General features: G+C 69.4%; 18 protein-coding genes. 11 read left to right on the top strand and 7 right to left on the bottom strand.

Annotated elements, in window-relative coordinates; translation table 11 throughout:
* Positions 1-385: 385 nt before the first annotated feature.
* Positions 386-1,597, top strand: a complete 1,212-nt coding sequence (locus tag IE307_RS35090; protein ID WP_191303824.1) for an amidohydrolase — start codon at positions 386-388, stop codon at positions 1,595-1,597.
* On the opposite strand, the gene IE307_RS35085 is transcribed toward IE307_RS35090, so the two are convergent.
* The gene (locus tag IE307_RS35085; protein ID WP_191303713.1) at positions 1,594-2,733 is read right to left on the bottom strand and encodes an acyl-CoA dehydrogenase family protein; all 1,140 of its coding nucleotides are present in this window, start codon (positions 2,731-2,733) and stop codon (positions 1,594-1,596) included. The genes IE307_RS35090 and IE307_RS35085 overlap by 4 nt on opposite strands.
* 83 nt (positions 2,734-2,816) lie before the next feature.
* Here IE307_RS35085 and IE307_RS35080 point away from each other — a divergent pair, with 83 nt between their 5' ends.
* The 4 genes from IE307_RS35080 (at position 2,817) to IE307_RS35065 (ending at position 7,312) form a co-directional block, all read left to right on the top strand.
* Positions 2,817-3,407, top strand: coding sequence for a TetR/AcrR family transcriptional regulator (locus IE307_RS35080; protein WP_191303712.1), 591 nt, complete (start codon positions 2,817-2,819; stop codon positions 3,405-3,407).
* A 5-nt stretch (positions 3,408-3,412) separates the two neighbouring features.
* Entirely contained in the window at positions 3,413-4,345 is a 933-nt protein-coding gene (locus tag IE307_RS35075; RefSeq protein WP_191303711.1) for a carbohydrate kinase family protein, read from the top strand.
* Positions 4,346-4,571: 226 nt separating this feature from the next.
* Entirely contained in the window at positions 4,572-5,885 is a 1,314-nt protein-coding gene (locus IE307_RS35070; RefSeq protein WP_191303710.1) for a citrate synthase, read from the top strand.
* A gap of 182 nt (positions 5,886-6,067) precedes the next feature.
* On the top strand, positions 6,068-7,312 hold the full coding sequence (locus tag IE307_RS35065) for a cryptochrome/photolyase family protein (RefSeq protein ID WP_191303709.1): 1,245 nt from the start codon (positions 6,068-6,070) through the stop codon (positions 7,310-7,312).
* On the opposite strand, the gene IE307_RS35060 is transcribed toward IE307_RS35065, so the two are convergent.
* Together IE307_RS35060 and IE307_RS35055 are read right to left on the bottom strand one after the other, a co-directional pair.
* Positions 7,302-8,483 (bottom strand): ABC transporter permease, encoded by a 1,182-nt coding sequence (locus IE307_RS35060; RefSeq protein ID WP_191303708.1) that lies wholly within the window; start codon positions 8,481-8,483, stop codon positions 7,302-7,304. The two genes, IE307_RS35065 and IE307_RS35060, sit on opposite strands and share 11 nt — an antisense overlap.
* The gene (locus IE307_RS35055; RefSeq protein ID WP_191303707.1) at positions 8,480-9,388 is read right to left on the bottom strand and encodes an ABC transporter ATP-binding protein; all 909 of its coding nucleotides are present in this window, start codon (positions 9,386-9,388) and stop codon (positions 8,480-8,482) included. Before IE307_RS35055 ends, IE307_RS35060 begins: the two co-directional genes overlap by 4 nt.
* A 129-nt stretch (positions 9,389-9,517) precedes the next feature.
* Here IE307_RS35055 and IE307_RS35050 point away from each other — a divergent pair, with 129 nt between their 5' ends.
* From IE307_RS35050 to IE307_RS35040, 3 genes are read left to right on the top strand one after another with little or no spacing between them, the layout of a single operon-like run.
* Positions 9,518-9,970 (top strand): YbaB/EbfC family nucleoid-associated protein, encoded by a 453-nt coding sequence (locus tag IE307_RS35050; protein ID WP_191303823.1) that lies wholly within the window; start codon positions 9,518-9,520, stop codon positions 9,968-9,970.
* 19 nt (positions 9,971-9,989) lie between these two features.
* Positions 9,990-10,298 (top strand): hypothetical protein, encoded by a 309-nt coding sequence (locus IE307_RS35045; RefSeq protein WP_191303706.1) that lies wholly within the window; start codon positions 9,990-9,992, stop codon positions 10,296-10,298.
* Positions 10,295-11,989, top strand: a complete 1,695-nt coding sequence (locus IE307_RS35040) for a WXG100 family type VII secretion target (protein ID WP_191303705.1) — start codon at positions 10,295-10,297, stop codon at positions 11,987-11,989. The genes IE307_RS35045 and IE307_RS35040 overlap by 4 nt, the downstream gene beginning before the upstream one ends.
* A 69-nt stretch (positions 11,990-12,058) precedes the next feature.
* Here the strand turns inward: IE307_RS35040 and IE307_RS35035 are convergent, their stop codons facing one another.
* Together IE307_RS35035 and IE307_RS35030 are read right to left on the bottom strand one after the other, a co-directional pair.
* Positions 12,059-13,444, bottom strand: coding sequence for a glycerol-3-phosphate dehydrogenase/oxidase (locus tag IE307_RS35035; RefSeq protein WP_191303704.1), 1,386 nt, complete (start codon positions 13,442-13,444; stop codon positions 12,059-12,061).
* Complete coding sequence (locus tag IE307_RS35030) at positions 13,441-14,016, bottom strand: TetR/AcrR family transcriptional regulator (protein ID WP_191303703.1); 576 nt, start codon at positions 14,014-14,016, stop codon at positions 13,441-13,443. Before IE307_RS35030 ends, IE307_RS35035 begins: the two co-directional genes overlap by 4 nt.
* Between IE307_RS35030 and IE307_RS35025 the strand changes: the two genes are divergently transcribed.
* The gene (locus tag IE307_RS35025; protein ID WP_191303702.1) at positions 14,015-15,577 is read left to right on the top strand and encodes an FAD-binding oxidoreductase; all 1,563 of its coding nucleotides are present in this window, start codon (positions 14,015-14,017) and stop codon (positions 15,575-15,577) included. The genes IE307_RS35030 and IE307_RS35025 overlap by 2 nt on opposite strands.
* On the opposite strand, the gene IE307_RS35020 is transcribed toward IE307_RS35025, so the two are convergent.
* Positions 15,574-15,930 (bottom strand): MerR family transcriptional regulator, encoded by a 357-nt coding sequence (locus IE307_RS35020; protein WP_191303701.1) that lies wholly within the window; start codon positions 15,928-15,930, stop codon positions 15,574-15,576. The two genes, IE307_RS35025 and IE307_RS35020, sit on opposite strands and share 4 nt — an antisense overlap.
* A gap of 102 nt (positions 15,931-16,032) precedes the next feature.
* Between IE307_RS35020 and IE307_RS35015 the strand changes: the two genes are divergently transcribed.
* Both IE307_RS35015 and IE307_RS35010 read left to right on the top strand, forming a co-directional pair.
* The gene (locus IE307_RS35015; RefSeq protein WP_191303700.1) at positions 16,033-16,353 is read left to right on the top strand and encodes a DMT family transporter; all 321 of its coding nucleotides are present in this window, start codon (positions 16,033-16,035) and stop codon (positions 16,351-16,353) included.
* Positions 16,350-16,694 carry a DMT family transporter gene (locus tag IE307_RS35010; RefSeq protein ID WP_191303699.1) on the top strand — a complete coding sequence of 115 codons (345 nt, stop codon included), beginning with the start codon at positions 16,350-16,352 and terminating at the stop codon, positions 16,692-16,694. The genes IE307_RS35015 and IE307_RS35010 overlap by 4 nt, the downstream gene beginning before the upstream one ends.
* A gap of 32 nt (positions 16,695-16,726) precedes the next feature.
* Here IE307_RS35010 and IE307_RS35005 read toward each other — a convergent pair whose 3' ends face one another.
* On the bottom strand, positions 16,727-17,734 hold the full coding sequence (locus IE307_RS35005) for an NADP-dependent oxidoreductase (RefSeq protein WP_191303698.1): 1,008 nt from the start codon (positions 17,732-17,734) through the stop codon (positions 16,727-16,729).
* Between the last annotated feature and the right edge of the window lie 39 nt (positions 17,735-17,773).

Genomic DNA, 17,773 nt, shown 5'->3' with positions numbered 1-17,773 from the left:
GGTTGCGTGCTTCCCCTGGGGCTCTGCCCCAGACCCCGGCAATCTGAGATGGGGGCCAGCGCCCTCGGCGGGTTGATGGCACGCCTGTTTGTGTTGGGCGGCTGCCTGTTGCGTTGTTTGTTGCGTTGGCGGTGGGGTCCCATCACAAGTCGTACCAAGAGCGGGCCACATGTGAGTAGGGGTGTCAAGCGGGCGAAGAGCGTGCCCGCTTGACACCCCTACTCACATGCAGCAAGTGCTGTGGTGCGACTCGTGATGGGACCCCACCGCCCAAGCCGTGTGGAAAGACGGCTCGCCTTCGGCATCGCGGGGAAGGACGGCTCGCCTTCGGCTTCGCGTTCGTTGGGGTGGCCGATGGTCGTGTGAACCGTTAGCGTTGCTAACCATGGACATCGCGATCACCGGTGGTTACGTCGTGCCCGTCGACGGCGAACCCGTCGAAGGCGGCACTGTTCTCATCCAGGGCGGGAAGATCGTCGCGGTCGGCGCCGACGTGGACATCCCCGATGGTGTCGAGGTCGTCGATGCGGACGGGGGGTGGGTGCTGCCCGGGTTCGTCGAGGCGCACGGGCACATCGGTGTCCATGAGGAGGCCGAGGGCTGGGCTGGGCAGGACACCAACGAGATGACTGATCCTGTTGGTGCTCGGATGCGGGCGCTTGATGCGATCAACCCTGCTGACCTCGGGTTTGCTGACGCTTTGAGTGGTGGGGTGACGACTGCGGTGATCAAGCCCGGGTCTGGCAACCCCATCGGGGGGCAGACGGTCGCGATCAAGTGTTGGGGGCGGACCGTTGACGAGATGCTCGTCAAGGAGCCTGTCAGCGTGAAGAGCGCGCTCGGGGAGAACCCGAAGCGGGTGTACGGGGACAAGGGGAAGCTGCCGTCCACGCGGCAAGGGGTTGCGGCGGTCATCCGGGACCAGTTGACCAAGGCACAGGACTACGCGGCCAAGAAGGCCGAGGCGGAGGCGGACGGGAAGACGTTCGACCGCGACAACACGATGGAGATCCTCGGGAAGGTGCTCAGCGGTGAGCTGGGGTGGTGTCAGCACGCGCATCGGGCTGATGACATCGCCACGGCCATTCGGCTGTCCGAGGAGTTCGGGTACCGGTTGATCCTCAACCACGGGACCGAAGGTCATCTGATCGCGGATCTCATTGCGGACAAGCAGATTCCGGTCATCATCGGGCCGCTGTTCACGTCGCGGTCCAAAGTGGAGCTGCGGAACCGGGGGTTGCGCAATCCCGGGATCCTGGCGCGGGCCGGAGTTGAGCTCGCGATCACCACCGATCATCCCGTTGTGCCCATTCACTTCCTGGTGCACCAGGCCACCTTGGCGGTGAAGGAGGGGTTGGACAGCGATGTCGCGTTGAAGTCGATCACGACGAACCCGGCGCGGATCATGGGGCTGGACGACCGGGTGGGGTCGCTCAAGGCCGGGCTTGATGGTGACGTGGTGATCTGGTCTGGCGACCCGCTCGACGTGATGAGCCGGGCGTTGCACGTGTTCGTGCAGGGGCGTGAGGTTTACACGTGGGACGAGGCGAAGGGTGAAGGGGTCGTGGCCGACCCCTTCTACCGTGAGCGTGGTTAGCGCAGGCCCCTGCCGATGACCAGGCGCTGGATCTGGTTGGTGCCCTCGAAGATCTGCAGGACCTTGGCCTCGCGCATGTAGCGCTCCACCGGGAAGTCGCGGGTGTAGCCCGCGCCGCCGAGCACCTGCACGGCGTCGGTCGTCACCTTCATCGCCGCGTCCGTGGCGACGAGCTTGGCGATCGACGCCTGCTGGCGGAACGGGAGTCCGCGGTCGCGGCGGCGGGCGGCCATCAGGTACGTCGCCCGTGCCGACTCGACGGCTGCCGCCATGTCGGCCAGGAGGAACTCGAGGCCCTGGAACTCGATGATCGGGCGGCCGAACTGGGTGCGGGTCTTGGCGTACGCGACTGCCTCGTCCAGGGCCGCTTGGGCGAGGCCCACGGCGCAGGCGGCGATGCCGAGGCGGCCCGAGTCCAAAGCGGACAGTGCGATCTTGAGGCCGTCGCCCTCGTTGCCGATGAGGCGGTCGGTGCCGAAGTGGACGTCGTCGAACGCGAGTTGTGCGGTGATCGAGCCGGTGAGGCCCATCTTGCGTTCCGGGGTGGCGGCTTCGAGGCCCTGGGCCTCGCCGGGGGCGAGGAAGCAGGAGATGCCTCGGCCCGCGTCCGGGGACGTGCGGGCCATCAGGGTGTAGAAGTCGGCGGCGCCGGCGTGGGTGATCCACGCCTTGGTGCCGTTCACGACGTACTCGTCGCCCTTGCGGACTGCCCTGGTCGACATGGCGGCCGGGTCGGAGCCCGCCTGGACCTCGGAGAGGGCGTAGCCGCCCAGCAGTTCGCCCTCGAGCATCTCGGGGAGCCAGCGGTCCTGCTGCTCGCGGGTGCCGAACGTGGCGAGGCCGTAGCAGGACATCACGTGCACGGACATGCCCACGGCGACCGTCATCCACGCGGACGCGACCTCTTCGAGGGCCTGCAGGTACACCTCGTAGGGCTGTTCGCCGCCGCCGAACTCCTCGGAGTACGGCAGGCCCAGCAGGCCTGACCTGCCCAGCAGGCGGAACGCGTCGCGGGGGAACTTCTCGTTCTCCTCGGCGTCCGCGGCGTGGGGCTTCAGCTCGTCTCGCGCGATCTCCTTGACCAGCGCGATCAGGTCTTCGGCCTCTTGCGTGGGGAGCAGCCGCTCGGCGGGCATCGTCGACCTCCGTTGAGTACTGTTAGCAGTACTCTAGTGCGCTGTGCAGTACAGCAGCCAGTGAATGTGGCAGGGTCCTCACCATGACGCGGGCTCTCACGCAGCGGCAGGCCGAGCTGCTCACCCGGTTGGAGGCGTTGTTCCTCACCGAGGGCTTCGGACATTTCACGCTGGACGACATCGCGGGCAGGCTGCACTGCTCGAAGTCCACGCTGTACGCGCTCGCCGGCAGCAAGGAGCAGCTGGCGGTCAGGGTCGTCGGCCGGTACTTCAAAGGGGCGGCCGAGCGCATCGAGAAGCGCATCGCGGGCCTCAACGACGTGCGCAAACGCATCGGCAGCTACCTCGCGGGCGCCGCGGAGGAGCTGAGCAAGGCCTCGGCGGCGTTCATCGCGGACGTGTCCGACTTCCCGCCCACGCGGGCCACGTACGAGCGCAACGCGCGCGCTGCGGCCGAGCGCATCAAGTCGTTCATCCAGGACGGTGTGGAGCACCACGTGTTCCGCGAGGTGCACGCGACTCTCTTCGCCGAGATGGCCGGGCTGCTCATCGAGGGCATCCAGACCGGGGTCCTCACGAAGCGGGCAGGCGTTTCGGACGCCGAGGCGTTCACCGCGCTGGGTGAACTGTTGTTGGATGGGCTCCAGAGGACGGGCGCTTCCCAGAAGGAGTAGAACGCGTGATCGTGGTTGCTGGTGAGGCACTCGTCGACATGGTGCCGGTGGGGGACGACGAGCTCACGCCGCTCGCCCCGAAGCTCGGTGGCGGGCCGTACAACGTGGCCGTCGCGCTCGGGCGGCTGGACGTGCCGACGGGCTTCCTGTCGCGGGTCTCGACCGACCACTTCGGCGAGCAGTTGGTGAAGCGGCTGCACGCGTCGAACGTGGGGACGGAGCTCGTCCAACGTGGACCGGAGAACACCACGCTCGCCGTCGTCGGCCTGACGGAGGACGGAAGCGCGCGCTACGCGTTCTACGTCGACGGCACCGCCGACCGGCTCGTCGAGGACCCCGGCCCGCTGCCCGCGGACGCGAAGGCCGTGTCGTTCGGCACGCTCTCCCTCGTCCTGGAGCCCGGCGCCTCGGTCTACGAGACGGTGCTGCGCCGCGAGAGCAAGCGCTTGCTCACGGCGCTCGACCCCAACATCCGGGCAGGGCTGATCCACGATCCGGGCGCCTACCGCGCGCGGTTCCGGTCGTGGCTGCCGGACGTCGGGCTGCTGAAGCTGTCGGTCGAGGACGCGCAGTGGCTCGCCGAGGCCGACGACGTGATCGAGATCGCAAGGACGTGGATTTCACAGGGACCCGCCGCCGTGGTCCTGACGAAAGGTGGCGACGGTCTCTCCGTGATCACGGCCACCGGACAGGTCGACGTGCCGCCCGTGAAGGTGGACGTGGTCGACACGATCGGTGCGGGGGACACGGTGCAAGGCGCCCTGCTCGCGTGGCTGCACGACCACGACGCGTTGAGCGCGGAGAAGATCCGCGGCCTCTCCGCGGAGGAATGGACCGCCGCATTGACGTACGCGGGTGCGGCCGCCGCGATCACATGTTCCCGTGCGGGTGCCGAACCGCCCTTTGCGAGCGAACTCACCGCCGCGTTGGGTGGATAAAACGGAGGATCGGACTACCGTGGGGTAGCCGCGCTAGAAACCTGGCATTGCGGATGTGATGCCGGTCCCATCTCACAGAATCGGTTCACACCGCTGCTGCGAGGCGGGCCTTCCGCCGACTAGCGTGAGTGGACTTGAAGACTCAGATCCCAACGGGGTGGTCCGAGACGACGGCTGGCCCAGCGTGGCCTGCCGCCACCCCGTCCGAGCGTTGAGAGGGACTTGAATGCCCGACGCGACGACTGCGCCGACCGACCCACAGACCGTCGCGCTGCGCCATGAGGGCGGAGAGCTCGAGATGAAGGTGGTGCCGGCGTCCGAAGGCGCCTCCGGCATCGAACTCGGCAAGCTGCTGTCGACCACCGGTCTGGTAACCCTGGACACCGGTTTCGTCAACACGGCCTCCTGCTCCTCCGAGATCACCTACATCGACGGTGACGCCGGAATTCTGCGTTACCGCGGGTATCCGATCGAGCAGTTGGCCGCGCGCTCGAACTTCGCGGAGGTCTCCTACCTCCTGATCTACGGCGAGCTTCCGACCGCCGCGCAGCTCGAGGACTTCTCCTCCAAGATCAGCAGGCACACGCTGCTGCACGAGGACCTCAAGCGCTTCTTCGACGGCTTCCCCCGCGACGCGCACCCGATGCCGGTGCTGTCGTCCGCGGTCTCCGCGCTGTCGACCTTCTACCAGGACTCGCTGTCGCCGTTCGACGCGAACCAGGTGGAGATCTCCACGATCCGCCTCCTCGCCAAGCTGCCGACCATCGCGGCCTACGCGTACAAGAAGTCGGTCGGCCAGCCGTTCCTCTACCCGGACAACTCCCTTGGCCTGGTGGAGAACTTCCTGCGGATGACCTTCGGGTTCCCGGCCGAGGCCTACGACCTCGACCCGGACCTGGTCCGCGCGCTCGACCTGCTCTTCATCCTGCACGCCGACCACGAGCAGAACTGCTCCACGTCGACCGTGCGCCTGGTCGGCTCCTCCGAGGCGAACCTGTTCGCCTCCATCTCCGCGGGCATCAACGCCCTGTTCGGCCCGCTGCACGGCGGTGCGAACAGCGCGGTGCTGGAGATGCTGGAGAAGATCAAGAACGACGGCGGCGACGTGCAGTCGTTCGTCAACAAGGTGAAGAACAAGGAGGACGGCGTCCGCCTGATGGGCTTCGGCCACCGGGTCTACAAGAACTACGACCCGCGCGCCGCGATCATCAAGAAGACGGCCGACGAGATCCTCGGCAAGCTCGGCGCCGACGACCAGCTGCTCGACATCGCGAAGCAGCTGGAAGAAGCCGCACTGAGCGACGACTACTTCATCTCCCGCAAGCTCTACCCGAACGTGGACTTCTACACGGGTCTGATCTACCGGGCGATGGGCTTCCCGACCAAGTTCTTCACCGTGCTGTTCGCGCTCGGCCGGCTCCCCGGCTGGATCGCGCACTGGCGCGAGATGATCAACGACCCGGCCACCAAGATCGGCCGCCCGCGGCAGATCTACACCGGCCCGACCGAGCGCGACTTCATCGCGATGGAGAACCGCTGATCATCAGCTAGTCTTCTGACAGGCTGAAGGCGCGTCACCGCTGGTGGCGCGCCTTCAGCCTTGCCAGGGGCCGTGGAGGGCGACGTCGTGGTGGACGTGGGGAGAACCTCGCCTGTGCCGCTTCACCCGTGCGGGGCGCCGCCCGTCATGCAGATCGCTCGCGGGCGCTTTAGCGTCGATCCGTGAGTTCTTCCCCGTCGCTCGTCTGGTTCCGCCGCGATTTGCGGACATCCGATCATCCGGCCATTCTCGTGGCCGCGGAAAGTTCACCTCGTGCACTCGCGTTGTTCGTTCTCGACGACCGGTTGCTGAAACCGTCGGGGCAGCCGCGAATCGATTTCCTGCACCGCTGTTTGCACGCCTTGAACGACGAACTGGGCGGCCGCCTGATGATCGTGCGCGGTGATCCGGTGGAGGTCGTTCCGCGCGTCGCGAAGGAGATCGGCGCGGGGAGCGTCCACATCTCCGCGGACTACGCGCCGTACGGGCACCACCGGGACGAGGCCGTCGACGAAGCGTTGGGGGACATCGAACTCGTCCGCTCCGGCTCGCCCTACGCCGTGGCGCCGGGCCGGGTGCGCAAGCAGGACGGCACGCCGTTCAAGGTCTTCACGCCGTTCCGCAACGCCTGGCTGGAGCACGGCTGGCGCAAGCCCGCCGACACGGATGCGTCCACTGTGGACTGGATGAAGCCGGAACGCACGGAGAAGATCCCGAAGGTCGAGGAGAAACTCCCGGACGCTCAGAGCCTCTGGGAGGAGTTCCGCGACGAACGGCTCGAGGACTACGACACGACCCGCGACCGTCCCGACATGGACGCGACTAGCAGGATGTCGGCGTTCCTGCGGTGGGGCGTGCTGCACCCCCGGACGCTGCTCCAGGACTGTGACGGAACGTATCGCAGCGAGCTCGCGTGGCGTGAGTTCTACGCCGACGTGCTGTGGCACAAGCCGGAGACCGCGCGGCAGAACTACGACCGCAAGTTCGACCGCATGCAGCTCGACGAGGACAAGGACCTGTTCGAGGCCTGGAAGGAGGGCCGCACCGGGTTCCCGATCGTCGACGCCGGGATGCGGCAGCTGCTGCAGGAGGGCTTCATGCACAACCGGGTGCGCATGATCGTCGCGAGCTTCCTCGTCAAGGACCTGCACCTGCCGTGGTGGTGGGGTGCGCGGCACTTCATGAACCACCTGATCGACGGCGACATCGCCTCGAACCAGCACAACTGGCAGTGGGTGGCGGGCAGCGGCACGGACGCCTCGCCGTTCTTCCGCGTCTTCAACCCGATGACGCAGGCCAAGAAGTTCGACCCGGACGGCGCCTACGTGCGGAGGTACGCGCCGGACTCGCCCGACATCGACCCGATCGTCGACCACGCGGTCGAACGCCAGGTGGCGCTCGACCGGTACCAGGCCATCAAAGCCTGAGGGCCTCGCGGAGCTTGACGCGGGCGCCGGTGCGCAGCACGGCGTTCGCGTAGACCTTGCCGCCCAGCCAGGTGATCGCGGCGATGGCCGCCAGGGCGAGCACGACCGCGAGCACGACCTGCCAGGCCGGTGCGACGCCCAGCGCCATCCGGCCTGGCATCAGGATCGGGGCGAACGGCGGCAGCAGCGACAGCACGGTGACCGTCGTGCCGGACGGGCTGCCGATCATCAGGTTGATGCCAGCCACGAACGCCACGATGATCGTCATGCTGATCGGCGTCAGCACCGACTGCAGCTCCTCCTGCCGCGACACCAGCGACGCGGCGGCCGCGAACACGGTGGCGTACAGGAAGAAGCCGAGCAGGTACCAGAGCACGCCGGTCAGCAGGGCCGCGCCGCCCAGGGTGCTCACGTCGATGACGTCGAACGCGGACGACAGGCCGAGGCCGACCGTGGAGATCACCAGCAGCTGCAGCAGGCCGACCGCGCCGAGCCCGATCACCTTGCCCAGCAACAACTGCCACGGCCGCAGGGTCGCGAGCAGGATCTCCACGACCCGGCTGGACTTCTCCTCGACCACGCCCTGCGCGACCATCGTGCCGTAGACCAGCAACGAGTAGTACAGCAGCGCGGCCACGATCAACCCGATCGCCAGGCGCTGACCTCGTTGCGGGTCAACAGGTTCCAGCGCGGTGACGTCCACCTTGACGCCCGCGAGGCTCTGCGCGACCTCCTGCGGGGTGGTGCCCGCCTCGGCGAGCTGCGCGATCAGCACCTGCTGGCGCAGCACGTCGTTCAACGTCGTCGTCAGCACCTCGTCGCCGGAGCCCTTGACGATCATCTTCAGCTCCGGCGGCGCACCGGTCACCAGCGCGTCCAGCGCGCCGTCGCGCACCTGCTGCTCGGCGTCGCCCGCGGTCGTGACGTCCCGCGTCTCCACGTCCACGCCGAACGCCCTGGCCTTCTCCCGCAACGGATCCGCGAGCTGCGTTGCCTGGCCCGACAGCCCGACGACGCTGCGCTGCTGGTCGTCGAACAGGACCGACTGCAGCACCACGTACCCGGCGAGCACGGCGATGATCACCGCGGTGCCGACGAGGAAGGACCTGGTGCGCACCTTCGAGACGAACTCGCGCTTCGCCACCAGCGAGACGGATCGGGCCGACGTCATGCGTTCCTGCCCTCGGTGGTCACCACGTTGCGGAACAGCTCGGTCAGCGACGGGCGCTGCCGGGAGAACTCGTGGACCGGGCCCACCGCGAGCGCCGCGTGCAGCACCGTCTGGTCGTCCACGCCGTCGGCGAGCTCGAGGACGCAACGCGTCCCGTTCTTCTCGATCACCCGCACACCACCCAGCGTGGCAGCCCAGTCCGTCGTCGGCGACTCCACCACCAGGCGGGGCGTGCCACCGGACCGGAGTTCATCGACCGTTCCACTGGCGACCATCGAACCGGCACCGACGATGCCGACCCGGTCGCACAGCCGTTCCACCAGGTCGAGCTGGTGGCTCGAGAACACCACGGGCACCCCGGCGGACGCCTTCTCGCGCAGCACCTGGCTCATCACGTCCACCGCGACCGGGTCGAGGCCGGAGAACGGCTCGTCGAGCACCAGCACGTCCGGCTCGTGCACCAGCGCGGCGGCCAGCTGCACGCGCTGCTGGTTGCCGAGGCTCAGGCGCTGCACCTCGTCCGAGCGGCGGTCGCGCAGGCCGAGGCGCGCGATCCAGTTCTCCGCGCTCGTGTGGGCCTCGTTGGTGCCCATGCCGTGCAGTTCGGCCAGGTAGACCAGCTGGTCGAGCACCTTCATCCGCGGGTAGAGGCCGCGCTCCTCCGGCATGTAGCCGATGCGGCGCCGCGTGTCGAAGTCGACGGTTCTCCCGTTCCACCGCACCTCGCCGGAGTCGGCGACGAGCACGCCCAGCGCGATGCGCATGGCCGTGGTCTTCCCGGCGCCGTTGCTCCCGACGAACCCGAAGAGCTCGCCGGCGCGCACGTCGAAGGACATGTCCCGCAGGGCGACGACCTCCCCGTAGCGCTTGGAGATCCTGTCGATCTCCAGCACTCCCTCAGGCACGGTGAACCCCTTCGTTAGCCCGGATGGCGGTAATCGCACTGAAAGTATCGATGAGCAGGGAACGGGTGAAACGATACGGGCGTCTACGGCGAATCGAACGAACGACCAATTCACTCAACGGGGGTGACCATGCAGCCCATCGACCCGGATCAGTGGCTCAAGCAGTACGGGGCCAAGATCGAGCAGGCCAAGCAGCACGCCGAACAGGCACGGGACCAGCTCGGTGGTGTGGGTGGCAGCGCCAGCTCACCAGACGGCCTGATCACGGTGACCGTTAACGCAACAGGTGTGTTGACCGATCTCCAGATCAAGCCCGAAGCGCGCGGCATGGACCCCAGCGAGATCGCCTCCGCGGTGCTCACTGCCTCGTCAAAGGCCCAGCGGGACGCCTCCGGGCGTGTCGTGCAGATCATGACGGACTTCGTCGGCGACAGCCCCGCTCTCGAGTTCGTGAAGGCGCAGATGCCGAACGGCTACAAGGGCGACGGAACCGACGAGGAAGAACCGAAGTCGGAGTTGGAGCGCAAGGACACGCGGCCTGACGACGACTACTTCACCAACCCGCCCGACGTCATGGCCTGAGTGCAGGAGGGGGTAAGTCGTGCAGCAGCACTTCAACATCGATCTCGACGAGCTGAGAACCCACGCCGCGAGCGTGGACCGGCTCATGGAACGGATGCGCAAGGCCACCGAGACGTGTGATCCGGGTGCCCTCACCACTGAGGCGTTCGGCGTCTTCCTCGGGTTCCTGGCCTCGAAGGTCCTCCAGGAGGCCGGCCTGTCGCAGGACATGCTGGGCAAGGCCGCCAACTCGCTCATGGACATGGGCAACGGGCTCAAGAAGACCGTCGAGCAGTACGAGCAGGTCGACCTCGACAACATGTTCGGCTTCAAGGGAGGCCGGGGATGAACGCCCCTGCGACGCAGTCCGGCAGCGGTGACACCGCTCAGCTGTTCAACACCATCTCGAACGCCTACTCGTCCATCGAGAGCGGCGACTGGGTCAGCGGCGGCCTCGGCATCGCGAACGCGGCCATGGGCATGGTCGGCAACGCCTCGAACCCGCTCAGCGGCTTCCTGTCCGCTGGCTTCAGCTGGGCCATCCAGCACGTCGACTTCCTGCGCGAGCCGTTCGACGTCCTGCTCGGCAGCCCCGAGTCCATCGCCAAGATGTCCGAGTCGTTCAAGAACGCGGGCAAGCAGGTCAAGGGCATCGCGACCGAGTACGAGAAGATCTGCGTCTCGCAGACCCGCGAGTGGCAGGGCAGGGCGGCCGACGGCTACCGCGCCGCCGCCAAGCGGCACGCGACCGGCCTGGAGACCCTCGCGAAGTCGGTCGACGGCATCGCGGGCGCGGTGAAGGGCGCCGGTGAGCTCGTCGGCACCGTCCGCAAGATGATCATGGACCTGATCAGCCAGGCCGTGTCCGACATGGTCATGAAGATCATCCAGTGGCTGGCGGCCTCGTTCCTGACCTTCGGCGCGGCCATCGCGGGCGCGATCGCGGACATCGTCACGACCGCGGTCAACTACGCGAAGAAGCTCTCCGACTTCCTGCAGAAGCTCGTCGGCTCCGTGCAGAAGCTGCTGAAGCTGGTCCAGTCGGTCTCGCAGATCGCCAAGGCCGCCGAGTCGATCATCGACGCGATCTCCACCATGGCGAACAACGCCAAGGGCGGCGCGGGCGGCGGTTCGGTCCGCAACACCTCCGGCGGCTTCGACGGCATCCGCGGCGACCAGCAGGACCGCGCGTCCTCGGGCGCGGGCGGCACGTTCACGAGCGGCGCCGGCGGCGGTTACGCCGGTGGCACGCTGCCCGCCGCGAGCGGTGGCTCGCAGGTCCGGCCCGGCTGGGAGAACCCCGGTGGCCAGGGCGGCTACCAGGGAGGTCCTGGCGGCCCCGGCACGAGCCCCGGTTCTCCCGGCAGCCCGATCTACACGCCTCCCGGCGGCCAGAGCGGCCGTCCCGGCGGTGGGGCGGGGTCCGGCTCCGGCGGCCAGTCCGGCACCGGCTACGTCCCGCCCGGCACGGGTACGGGTTCCGGCACGGGCACGAGCGGCCCCGGTCGCTGGGTCCCCGGTCACTGGGAGCCCGGCACGACCACGACGGCCGGTGGCAACACCGGGACCAAGCCTCCGGCGATCGGCGGCGTCCCGACCACGCCGAACGAGTGGTACCGCCCGCCGACCACCGACCACGCCGCGACGGCTGCCGCTGGAGGCGGCGCCGGTGGTGGCGGAGGTGGCGGCGTTCCCAAGGGCATGGGCGGCGGCGGAGGTGGCGGCATGCCCGCCGGCCTCGGCGGTGGCCCTGCCGGTGGCGGTGGTGCCGGTGGCACCGCGGCGACCCAGTTCGGCGGTGCGGCGGGCGTCATGGCGTCCGGCAGCGGCGGTGCTCAGGCTGCTCCCGCCGCCGCGGGTGGCGCCGGTGGCGCGGCCAAGGGTGGCGGCGGCATGGGCGCCGGGATGATGGGCGGCGCCCCGATGGGCGGTGCCGGTGGTCAGCAGGGCGGCAGCAACGAGCACAAGCGGAAGGTCCGGATCGAGGGCGAGGCGCTGGTCGACCCGCCCAAGGCCGCGAAGCCGGTCATCGGCGAGTGACCTCCGCGCCGATCCCGCACTGAGATCCTTGCGCTGAGAACGGGGCGTCCTTCGCGGGCGCCCCGTTTTTCACGCGTTCGCCAGGAGTTTCGCGATCTCCGGTGCTGCCTTCGCGCGGTCTTGGGGCACCAGTCCGATGCGCGTGCGCCGGTCCAGGACGTCGTCGGCGTCGAGCGCGCCCTCGTGCCGGATCGCGTGGACGACGTCGGCCTCGGTGACGCCGGGCGCGATCGGGGTGGTCGGCGCGGGCCTGTCGTCGACGAGGCGGATGTCCTTGGTGCGGCAGGGGATCTGCGTCAGGTTCGTGGCGTCGACCGCGTCCGCCGCCATCCTGCGGTACGTGGTGAGCTTGCCGCCGACGATCGTGATCACGCCGTTCGGCGCCCTCAGCACGGCGTGGTTGCGCGACAGGTCCGCGGTCCGGCCGTCGGCCTGGAGCAACGGGCGCAGGCCCGCGTAGCTCCCGATGACGTCGGCACGGGTGAGATCCCGTTGCAGCACCTGGGAAGCGGTCGTGAGCAGGAAGTCCACATCGGACTCGGGAACCACCGGCACGTCGGGGATCTCGTCCACCGGCTCGTCGGTGAGGCCCAGGTACGCGCGGCCGTTCGCCTGGGGCAGCAGGAAGGCGTAGCGGTTGCGCTCGCCGGGGACGGGGATGGTCAGCGCCGTCCCGGTGAGGCCGGCGGACCTCGCGTCGAGGACCAGGTGCGAGCCGCGCGACGGGCGCAGGTGCACCGGGGCGAGCGTGCCGGCCCAGACGCCGGTCGCGTTGATCACCGCCTTGGCCCTGACGGTGAACGTGGTGCCGGTGAGCGTGTCCTGGACCTCGGCGCCATCTCCTTGCAGCGTCACGACCTTCGCGCGGGTGATGATCCTCGCGCCGTGGCCCGCCGCCGTCCTGGCCAGCGCCACGACGAGCCGGGCGTCGTCGATGAGCTGGCCGTCGTAGCTCAGGAGTCCGCCGGTGAGCTCGTGCGGATCCAGCCCGGGAACCAGTGCCAGGGCTTCGTGCCTCGACACCCGGCGAGGGCCCGGCAGCACGTCCGACGGCGTGCGGGCGGCGATGCGCAACGCGTTGCCGGCGCGGAAGCCGGACATGACGAAGTGGCCCGCGGTGGCGTGCAGGGGGAACAGCATCGGCAGCGTGCGGGTGAGGTGCGGCGCCGTCCTGGTCATCAGGACGCCGCGCTCGACGGCGCTCTCGTGGGCGAGCCGCACGTCGCCCTTCGCGAGGTAGCGCAGGCCGCCGTGGACGAGCTTGCTGGACCACCGCGACGTCCCGAACGCCAGGTCGTGCGCCTCCAGCAGCACCGTCCTGAGGCCCCTGGACGCCGCGTCGAGCGCGACGCCCGCGCCCGTGACCCCGCCGCCGATCACGAGGACGTCGGCGACTTCCCGTTGCGCTGCTTCGAGGTCCTGCTCGCGCCGGGCGGCGTTCAGGGAGGTGTTCACGGCTTCAGGGCTCCGTCCAGCTGCTTGGCGAGCTCGTCGAGCAGGGCGCCGAAGTCGAGCCCGGACGTGGCGGGTCGCGTCGACAGGACCATCGACTGCGTGCTGAGCAGCACGACGCGCGCCTGCGTCTTGGCGTCACCGAACCGGATCGACCCGTCGAGGTGGCCCGCCTCGACCTGTGCGACGAGGAACTGCTCGACCAGCCGCTGCGTGCTGCCGAGCCGGTCGGTGAGGTACGGCAGCATCAGGTCCGCGTCGAGCTGCAGCACGCGTTGCATGAGGGGGTTGGCGTCGAGCAGCCGGATGGCGTCCACGGCCCGCTGAACGAGCTGCTCGCGGGCGTTACCGTGCCCACCGGCCCGTTCCACCGCTTCGAGGATCGCGGCGAACTCACGCGTCATCAGGGCCCGCACGAGGTGGTCGACGTCCGGATAGCGGCGGTAGAGCGTCATGCGGCTCACGTTGGCCCGTTTCGCCACGTCGGTGAGGGTCGTCCGGCGGACTCCCACCTCCAGAACACACTCACGGGTGGCGTCGAGCAGGGCTTCGTGGGTGTGACGTTGAGACGTCATGTGTAACACTGTAGCAGTGACCAGGGCTCGATGGACCTCCGAAACCGTGCCGTTGCCGCCGCATGCGCTGGCGTGGCTCAGCCAGCGCGTCGGGCTGGGCGAGCCGTTCGCCGAGGTACCCGTCGTGGTGCCTCCGTCCGCGCTCTCCGCCGACACCTTCACGGCGCTGGAGGCGGTCAGCGCGATCTCCGTCGAGGACGAGGACCGGCTCGGACGGGCCGGCGGGTTGTCCTACCTCGACCTGCTGCGCCGTCGCGGGCACGGGGAACCGGCCGTGCCGGACGCGGTCGTGCAGCCCGCCTCGCCCGAGGAGGTCGCCGAGGTGCTGCAGGTCTGCGTCGAGCACGACGTCGCCGTGGTGCCGTTCGGTGGCGGCACCTCCGTCGTGGGCGGGGTCGAGGCCCTGCGCGGGTCCAAGTCCGCCGTGGTCGCCCTGGACCTCGCCGGGCTCGGGGCGTTGGTGTCCGTCGATCCCGTGTCCCGGGTCGCCGTCCTGCAGGCCGGAGTCACCGGTCCGGAGGCCGAGCGGTTGCTGGGGGAGCACGGGTTCACGCTCGGGCACGTGCCGCAGTCCTTCGAGCGGGCGACCATCGGCGGGTTCGCCGCCACCCGGTCCGCCGGTCAGGCTTCGTCCGGCTACGGGCGGTTCGAGGACATGGTCGAGTCGGTCCGCGTCGCCACGCCCGTGGGGGAGTGGGTGGCCGGCGCCGCCCCCGCGTCGGCCGCCGGGCCCGACCTGAAGCAGCTCGTGCTGGGCAGCGAAGGGCTCTTCGGCGTCATCACCGAGGTGTCGCTGCGGGTCCGGGCCAAGCCCCGCGCGCCCCGGTACGAGGGTTTCGTCGTCGACGGCTGGGAGGCCGGGGCGTCACTGGTGCGGTCCCTGGCCCAGGCCGGGGCGCTGGCCGACGTCACCCGTCTGTCCGATGTGGACGAGACGGAGGTCGCGCTCGAGATGGCGGGCTCCAAGGCCGACGTCGTGAAGAAGTACCTGAAGCTGCGCGGGGTCAAGCAGCCCTGCCTGGTGATCCTGGGCTGGGAGTGCCGGTCCCGTGCCGCGACCACGAGTGTTTTGAGGGAGCACAAGGTCGTGCGGCTCGGGCGGGCGATGGGTGCCTCGTGGCTGCACGGGCGGTTCAACGGGCCCCGGCAGCGGGACGCCCTGCTGGACGCCGGAGTCTGCGTCGAGACGCTGGAGACCGCCACCCACTGGTCGAAGGTCTCCGAGCTCCGCGACGCCGTGCGGGACGCGTTGGTGGCGGAACTCGGGAACCCCGTTGTCATGTGCCACATCTCGCACGCCTACGAGACCGGGGCCTCGCTGTACTTCACCGTGCTGGTGCCCAGGGACCTCGCCGATCCCGTGGGGCAGTGGGCGAAGGCCAAGGTCGCCGCGTCGGACGGGATCTCCCGGCTCGGCACGATCACCCACCACCACGCGGTGGGCCGCGATCACCTGCCCTGGCTGGACAAGGAGATCGGGGCCATCGGGGTCGACGTGCTGCGCGCGGTGAAGGACCGGCTCGACCCGACCGGGATCCTGAACCCCGGCAAGCTGATTTAGGGCGCGGGGAGCGCGCTGACGTCCCGGCGGAGCGCTTGCAGGACGTCGAGCTCGCGGTCGATGTCGCGCCGCTTGGCCTCGAGCCTGGCGACCTCCTGCGACAGCAACGCCTCCATGACGCCGGTGCGCTCCTCGGGATCCGCCTCGAGGCACGGGAGCAGCTCGCCGATCGTGACGCTGCACAGCCCTGCGGCGAGCAGGTGCTGGATCATCACGACCCGCTCGACCGCGGACGGCTCGAAGACCCGCCACCCTCCCGCGCTGCGCGTCGAGCGGATGAGCCCCTGCTCCTCGTAGTAGCGCAACGATCGGGCGCTGACGCCGCTGGCCTGCGCCAGTTCGCCGATGCGCATGGGTCCTCCCGCCGCTCGGTCTTGCACTTGACACCAGTGTGAAGTCCCACCCTTGCCGGAGTGTTCCGCACGTGCTCGTGCGGGCCCTCCGAAAGGACTTCCATGCACTGGCTCCACCTCGCCGTCGCCGTCGTCTTCGAGACGGCGGTGGCGATCTGCGCGGGCAAGGCACGAGGCTTCGCCCACCGCGGCTGGACCGCCGCCACCCTCGTCACCGGCGGGCTCGCCACCTTCTTCCTCAGCCGCGCCCTGCTGACGTTCGACGTCGGGGTGGGCTACGCCCTGTGGACCTCGCTCGCCGGCGTCGGCATCACCCTGCTCGGCGCCCTGGTGTTCGGCCAGCGGCTCACGTGGCGCAAGGCCGCCGGCATCGCGCTCGTCATCGGCGGAGTGGTCGGGCTGCAGCTGGCCGGTGCGGCATGAGCGCCGACCGCACTGCCTGGCCCACCCTGCTGCTGGCCGGGGCCTTCGAGGTCGGTTACGCGCTCTCCGTCGGCGGCAGCGACGGCTTCACGGACCTGGCGTGGTCGCTCGTGGCCGTGGTCTTCTTCCTGCTCACCCTGTGGACGCTCAGCCTGGCGCTGCGCACCGTCGAGGTCGGCATCGGGTACGCCGTCTGGGCGGGGATCGGCGCCGTCGGGGCCGCCGTGCTCGGCCCGGTCTTCTTCGACGAGACCCTCACGCCGGCCAAGGCCGGGTGGCTGGCCGTGATCATCGCCGGGGTCGTCTGGCTCAAGCTCGCGGACCGCCCCGAACGGGAGTGAGGCCGCCCTCGTGACGGGCGGCCTCACGACGATCAGAAGCGGACGAGCATCTTGCCGGTGTTCTCGCCGCGCAGCAGGCCCAGGAACGCGGCCGGGGCCTGGCGGACGCCGCCCTCCACGACGGTCTCGGAGTACTTGAGCTCACCCGAGGCGATCCAGGCGGCCACCTCCGAGACGAACTGCTGCTGCAGGCCCTGGTGGTCGCCGACCAGCATGCCGCGCAGCGTCAGGCGCTTCGAGAGGACCTGGATGATGTTGCGCGGGCCCGCCGGGGGCGTGTCGGCGTTGTACTGGGAGATCGCGCCGCAGATCGTGACGCGGCCGTTGAGGTTCAGGGAGCTGATGGCGGCCTCGAGGTGCTCGCCGCCCACGTTGTCGAAGTAGACGTCGATGCCGTCGGGGGCCGCCTCGGCCAGCTGCTCGGCGACCGGGCCGTCCTTGTAGTTGAAGGCGGCGTCGAAGCCGAGCTCCTCGGTCAGGTACTTGACCTTCTCCGCCGAGCCCGCGGAACCGATGACCCGGGAGGCGCCCTTCAGGCGGGCGATCTGGCCCACGACCTGGCCGACGGCACCGGCCGCACCGGAGACGAAGACGACGTCGCCGGGCTTGAACTCCGCGGTGACGAGCAGGCCCGCGTAGGCGGTCAGGCCCGGCATGCCCAGGACGCCCAGGTACGTGGTGAGGGGAGCGACGTTCCCGTCCACCTTCACGGCGTGCTTGGCGCCGACGACGGCGTACTCGCGCCAGCCCAGGCCGTGCAGGACGTGGTCGCCCACGGCGAAGCCCTCGGCGTTGGAGGCCACGACCTCACCGACCGCGCCACCCTCGAGAGGAGCGCCCACCTGGAACGGCGGGACGTACGACTTGACGTCGTTCATGCGGCCGCGCATGTACGGGTCCACGCTCATGACCACGTTGCGCACCAGGATCTGGCCTTCGCCCGGGGTCGGCACCTCGACCTCGGCGATCTCGAAGTTCTCGTCGGTCGGCCAGCCCTTCGGGCGGGACGCGAGCCTGACTTCGAGTGCGGTGCTGGTCATGGTCGGACCATCTCCATTCGTCCATTTTGCGGATCAGTT

It is taken from the genome of Lentzea cavernae, assembly GCF_014653695.1.
Taxonomy (GTDB): domain Bacteria; phylum Actinomycetota; class Actinomycetes; order Mycobacteriales; family Pseudonocardiaceae; genus Lentzea; species Lentzea cavernae.
The sequence above is the reverse complement of the archived record's forward strand: the minus strand, read 5'-3'. Positions and strand labels throughout refer to the sequence as shown.